This is a genomic window from Marinilabilia sp., assembly GCF_016278715.1.
Lineage (GTDB): Bacteria > Bacteroidota > Bacteroidia > Bacteroidales > Marinilabiliaceae > Marinilabilia.
The window spans coordinates 1-5,226 of the sequence record NZ_JADQBH010000294.1; the positions used below are offsets into that span (position 1 = coordinate 1).

General features: G+C 41.3%; 5 protein-coding genes. All 5 read left to right on the plus strand.

Features of this window, described 5'->3' with window-relative positions; all coding sequences use genetic code 11:
• Window positions 1-618 precede the first annotated feature (618 nt).
• On the plus strand, window positions 619-1,071 hold the full coding sequence (locus tag QZZ43_RS17920; protein WP_291862137.1) for a peptidylprolyl isomerase: 453 nt from the start codon (window positions 619-621) through the stop codon (window positions 1,069-1,071).
• Window positions 1,072-1,088: 17 nt separating this feature from the next.
• A complete protein-coding gene (locus QZZ43_RS17925) occupies window positions 1,089-1,469 on the plus strand; it encodes a DUF3127 domain-containing protein (RefSeq protein ID WP_291862139.1) in 381 nt (126 codons plus the stop codon).
• Between the two features lie 620 nt (window positions 1,470-2,089).
• Window positions 2,090-2,701, plus strand: coding sequence for an RNA polymerase sigma-70 factor (locus tag QZZ43_RS17930; RefSeq protein ID WP_291862141.1), 612 nt, complete (start codon window positions 2,090-2,092; stop codon window positions 2,699-2,701).
• 610 nt (window positions 2,702-3,311) lie between these two features.
• Window positions 3,312-4,283 (plus strand): FecR family protein, encoded by a 972-nt coding sequence (locus tag QZZ43_RS17935; RefSeq protein WP_291862143.1) that lies wholly within the window; start codon window positions 3,312-3,314, stop codon window positions 4,281-4,283.
• Window positions 4,284-4,444: 161 nt separating this feature from the next.
• Window positions 4,445-5,226, plus strand: a 782-nt coding sequence (locus QZZ43_RS17940) for a SusC/RagA family TonB-linked outer membrane protein (RefSeq protein WP_291862145.1), incomplete at its 3' end; no start/stop codon positions are given.

A 5,226-nucleotide genomic window follows, 5' to 3' on the forward strand; every position in this document is an offset into this window, starting at 1 on the left:
AATTTCATAAACCCCGGTTGTTTGACCTAAGAGCTAAGAGCTAACAGCCAAGAGCTAACTATGGCACATAAGGGTTAAGGGGGTTCTCTGTGCCCCTCTGTACTCTCTGTGGTTTATTTTTTATCTGCCCCTTCAGGGCGGGGAAATGACCGGTGTTTTAGCCCCGGGACGTTGCCCTGGGCTATGGTTGGTTGGGCTTTCAGCCCGCGGTTGGGTTGTTCATCGAATTTTTTTTGGGTTGAATCATATAAGGTATTTAAGGGTTAAGGGGGTTCTCTGTGTCGCTCTGTACTCTCTGTGGTTAAACCCCGTTGGGAAGCAACTCACTTTCCCTTCCTTCCCCCACTTTTCTGGGCTTATAGGGCGCGCGCCCCAAAAAAATATCCCAAACTCCCACAGGCCTACCAGCTAAGAGCCCCCAGCTACCAGCTATGAGCTACCAGCTAAGAGCCACGAGCCACGAGCCCCCAGCTAAGAGCTACCAGCCACGAGCTAAGAGCTAAGAGCCCCCAGCTACCCGCCAACCCCCACTCGCACTATTTCCATAAAATTTTTCTACCTTTGTAATTCTGTTTTACAGAGACGAAAATTGTTTATTGATTTATATATCATTTAGTTATGGAAAAAGCAGCAATTCACACCCCAAAAGGAGTTATGAAAATAGAATTCTTTCATGACGATGCCCCGGGGACAGTAGAGAATTTTATTAAACTGATTAAAGACGGTTTTTATGACGGGTTGGCCTTTCATCGCGTGATTCCCGGATTTGTAATTCAGGGAGGATGTCCTTTTTCGAAAGATATGAGCGACCCAAAAGTGGGAACAGGTGGTCCCGGATATCACATAAAGTGTGAGTTGGATGGAGACAAGCAGTACCATGACCGCGGAGTATTGAGTATGGCTCATGCGGGACGTGACACAGGCGGGTCTCAGTTCTTCATTTGTCACAGCCGTGAAAACACCCAGCATCTGGATCGTCAGCATACCGTTTTCGGAAAAGTGTACGAGGGATTGGACATTATTGACCAGGTACGGGAAGGTGATAAAATTGAAAAAATTGTAATTGAATAACTTCACAAAATCATTTTATGAGTTTTGAGCTGACCGGCAAGCTAATTGTCAAAGAAGATACTGTAAACATTTCCGACAGGTTCAAGAAACGGGAATTTGTTATTGATGTTCCCAACGATAGAAATCCGGAGTGGAACGATACCATTAAATTTCAGACTACCCAGGATCGGACCGAGTTGATAGAGCCCTATAACCTTGGTGACGATATTCTTGTGGCATTCAATATTAAAGGTAACAAATGGGAGCGCGACGGAAAAGTGAATTATTTCACAAATCTGGAAGCCTGGCGAATCGAAAAAGTTGGTGCCGGAGGTGTTAGTACACCCGGTGCAGCCCCATTACCCGACCAGCCCGAAGCTTTACCACCCGAAGAGGGCGAAGATGATTTTCCGTTTTAAGGATAGCTTTTTTTGAAGAATAATCCGTTAAAAAAAAATAGCGCTGAGTAATCCTTCGGTATTCCTGAGGATTCTAAAAGTCGGGATGACGCAAAAGGTTTGTTATTAAGGGTTTGCAGTTATTAACTGTCGTCTTTTAAGTCGTTCGTTATCAGTTTTTTGCAAGAGTTTAACGGAGTAGCTTTGGAAAAACTGCCACACATAATTTATGAGTAAAGTATCCGGCTTTTGCCGGGCAAAAATTTCAGCCGGCTTCCAGCCGGCTTTTTTGTGGGGTGTTGCGGCCTGAAATATTATCAACCTGCGATGGGTGCTGTTGGATTGAAAGGAAATAGGTTTCAGGTAACAATGTCATAATCTTGACGATGATGATTTTTGTTATTTTAAGAGGAGAATGTAATTTTGTAACACTTTTTTAAATATATTTGCAAAAAAGGAGTATAAAGTACTTTTAATATTAAGGTTTTTTTTAAGTTTAAATTTTGACCATTTAATTAGGAAATAGCTTTATCATGACTGATTGGTCTAAGGTTATTTCAAGAATTTATTTTTGAAAAGAAGTTTGTTGGAGAAAACCAAATTGATAAACAGGGAATTAAATTTTGATATAAAAAAGATGTATGGGCCGGATTAGTAATACAGTATATCAAAAGCAATTCGATTTACCGGGTTTGGTGCGTGGTGAAAAGAAAGCATTTGAATCCATTTATTTGGATTTCTACGATATGCTGTTCCATCTGGCAAATGGATATACCGGCAACCGTGAAGTTGCCAGAGAGTTGGTGCAGGATGCATTTCTTAAGCTTTGGGAGTACCGTCAAGAGCTCAATATCAATACCAATGTCAAAAACTTTCTATATACGCTCACAAAAAACAGCTGTCTTAATTACCTGAAACAACAGGAAATAATAGCCAGAAACAATCGGGATTACCTGGTGACGGAACTGAAATATAAACAGGAAGCGCTGACAGGGTTTCCTGATGAGTATTCCGGGGTAGAGGAACTCATGGAGGTGGTAACTGCAGCCATAGAGAAATTACCGGAGGAAGTGAAAATAACTTTCAAAATGAACCGCTTCGAAGGTCTGACTTACCGCCAGATTTCAGAGCATCTTGATATTAGTCCCAAGACTGTGGAAGCACGTATCTCAAAAGCCCTCAAGTTATTGCGGTTAGACTTGAAAGATTATTTACCTGCAATTCAGCTGCTTTTTTTGTTCCTCAGGATTTGATGTTCTTTTTTTCCGGACGCACCTATCTCTCCACACAGCGGACCAAAAGGAAGGGGTATTACAGGTGAAACGGCGTCATCGCGAGGGCTCCGCCCGAAGCAATTTCTAAAAATACACACGCGACTAGAACCTTAAGCCTTAAAAAAATCAAAGACTTTAAAGTAAGGTCTTTGATGGCGGTTTGGGTATTCCACAAAAGTGAGAGCCAGACTCAATTTTCTTAATTCCCCTTTTGTTCTTATGTTTTTTAACATTGGTGTCCGGTTAAAAAATCGAGATTGCTTTGCTGCCAGTGACAGGTTTTTTTAACCATGAAACATCAGCCAATTAATTGTTGACTCCCATTCGGAGACCCTCCGTATTTGTCGTTTCTACCCCGGGTTGCTACCAGGGTTAATGAAACTGGCCCCTTTTAGGAACCAATAAGCTCTGCCATATTGTGCATTTTCCGATGCTGTTACAAAAATTTACTATTGGCTAAAAATTTTAATTGTGTAATGCATTGAAATAGAGTGTAAGAAAAAAAATATCGTGAAAAAAAGTGAAAAAAACATGATTTTGTAATAGGGTAAAGCAGGTTTAAGTTGTTAAGTGTTAAAAAGAGTTAGCATTGGAAGATCAATATTTAGATATCATTAAAGGAAGAAAAACTGCCACTGAGAGGGCATCGTTTTTTCGTGAGTTGGAGCAAGATCCAGAGCAGAAAAAGGCATTTATGGCTTTCGAAAAGCTGTGGGTGCTCAATAATATGGCTTTTAAGAAAAGTGTGGAGCAAGAGCGTCAAAAAAAGTTCAGGAAAATGTGGCGAAAAACCGGCGGTGGTTTGCATCTGAATACCTGGCAGATGCTTTCTGGTGTGGCTGCGGTAATCATTGCGACATTACTGGTGACGGGCGCAATCGTTGTTTCCTATCAGCGATTGGTTCCTGAAATACTGGTTCTCAATTCACCTAAAGGAAATATCTCGCAGTTAGAACTGGAAGACGGTAGTAAAATATGGCTGAATTCCGGCTCACAGGCCACTGTAAAGAATTATGGAAGAGGAAAGATTTGTGTGGAGCTTGAAGGCGAGGGTTTTTTTGATGTGGAACACAATCCCGGTCGGGAGTTTATTGTAAATGTGGGGGATTACTCCGTGCATGATGTTGGAACTCAGTTTAATGTGGAGTATAATGCGTTGTGCAGGGAGATTAATGTCGCTCTTTTTGAAGGCGCTGTTGACTTCAGAAAAGGTGACCGTTCACTCAAATCAGATCTTCAAACCGGACAGATGCTTCAATACGATTTGGAAAACCATCAACTAACGGTGAATGATGCCGACCTGGAATTTGTTACTGCCTGGAAAGAAGGAAAGTTTGTTTTTGTGAACCGAACAATGCGGGAAATCACTAAAGAACTGGAGGATTGGTACGATGTTCATTTTATTTTTAATGATGAGACCATTAAGAAGGATGTGTTTTCGGGAGTCATCAAAAGAAAAACCAGTCTGGAGCATTTGCTGAGAGTGTTGCGTCTTTCGGCAGAAGTTGATTACCAGATAAAAGAGAATGAGGACGGTAGTTTTACCGTGATTTTTCAATAAAAAAACAGGCATACCGCGCCAACGATATGCCTGCTGTGATAATTCGAACGAAACTGCGCAAACAGTTTCATAAGTGTAACTTAAAACATTGCAAATCTATGAAAAAAAGTCGTATGATGTTGTGCCGGAATCGGTGCAGCTGGGAAAAAACCTTACGTATTATGAAAATTTCCCTCGTATTGTTGGTCTTTTGCGGGCTTACATTGTCAGCTTCGCCGACCAAAGGACAAAACCAATCCGTAACTCTGGATGTAGAAAAAGCCACCATTCTGGATATTTTCAGACAGATAGAGGAGGTCAGTAATCTGGGGTTCTTTTTTAAGAATGACCAGCTGAACCTTCAGGAGCGCTATTCGGTAAAGGTTGAAAATGCAAGTGTTGAGGAGGTTTTGAATAAAGTTCTTTCTGAGAATGGTTACGATTACCAGATTGTAGGGGAAAATGTTGTGGTGACAAGAAAGACCTCAAGTATCTTTGAAACTCAACAACCTCAGCAAATTACAATTTTAGGAACAGTAACCGATACTTATGGACAAACGATACCCGGGGTGAATATTGTGGAAAAAGGAACAACCAATGGTGTTATCTCCGATATGGAAGGAAATTATTCTATTACGGTTGGCAGTAATTCTGTGCTTCAGTTCTCTTTCATTGGTTTTGATACAAAGGAGGTGGTTGTTGAAAACCGTAATAACATTGATGTTGTTATGGAGGAGTCTTCCATAAACCTGAATGAAGTGGTTGCAGTAGGATATGGTACACAGAAAAAGGTAACTGTTACCGGTTCAGTGGTTTCGGCTGATGGTGAGGATCTTGCTAAGGTACCAACAACATCGGTAACCAATACAATGATTGGTCGTTTGCCTGGTATGATTGCCAATAACCGAAGTGGCGAACCAGGATATGATGATGCTGAATTGTTGATAAGGGGACGCAGCACGAC

Bases quoted from the DNA above. Each gene is read 5' to 3' on its own strand.
- QZZ43_RS17920 (WP_291862137.1), top strand. From the start codon at position 619: ATGGAAAAAGCAGCAATTCACACCCCAAAAGGAGTTATGAAAATAGAA.
- QZZ43_RS17930 (WP_291862141.1), top strand. From the start codon at position 2,090: ATGGGCCGGATTAGTAATACAGTATATCAAAAGCAATTCGATTTACCG.
- QZZ43_RS17925 (WP_291862139.1), top strand. From the start codon at position 1,089: ATGAGTTTTGAGCTGACCGGCAAGCTAATTGTCAAAGAAGATACTGTA.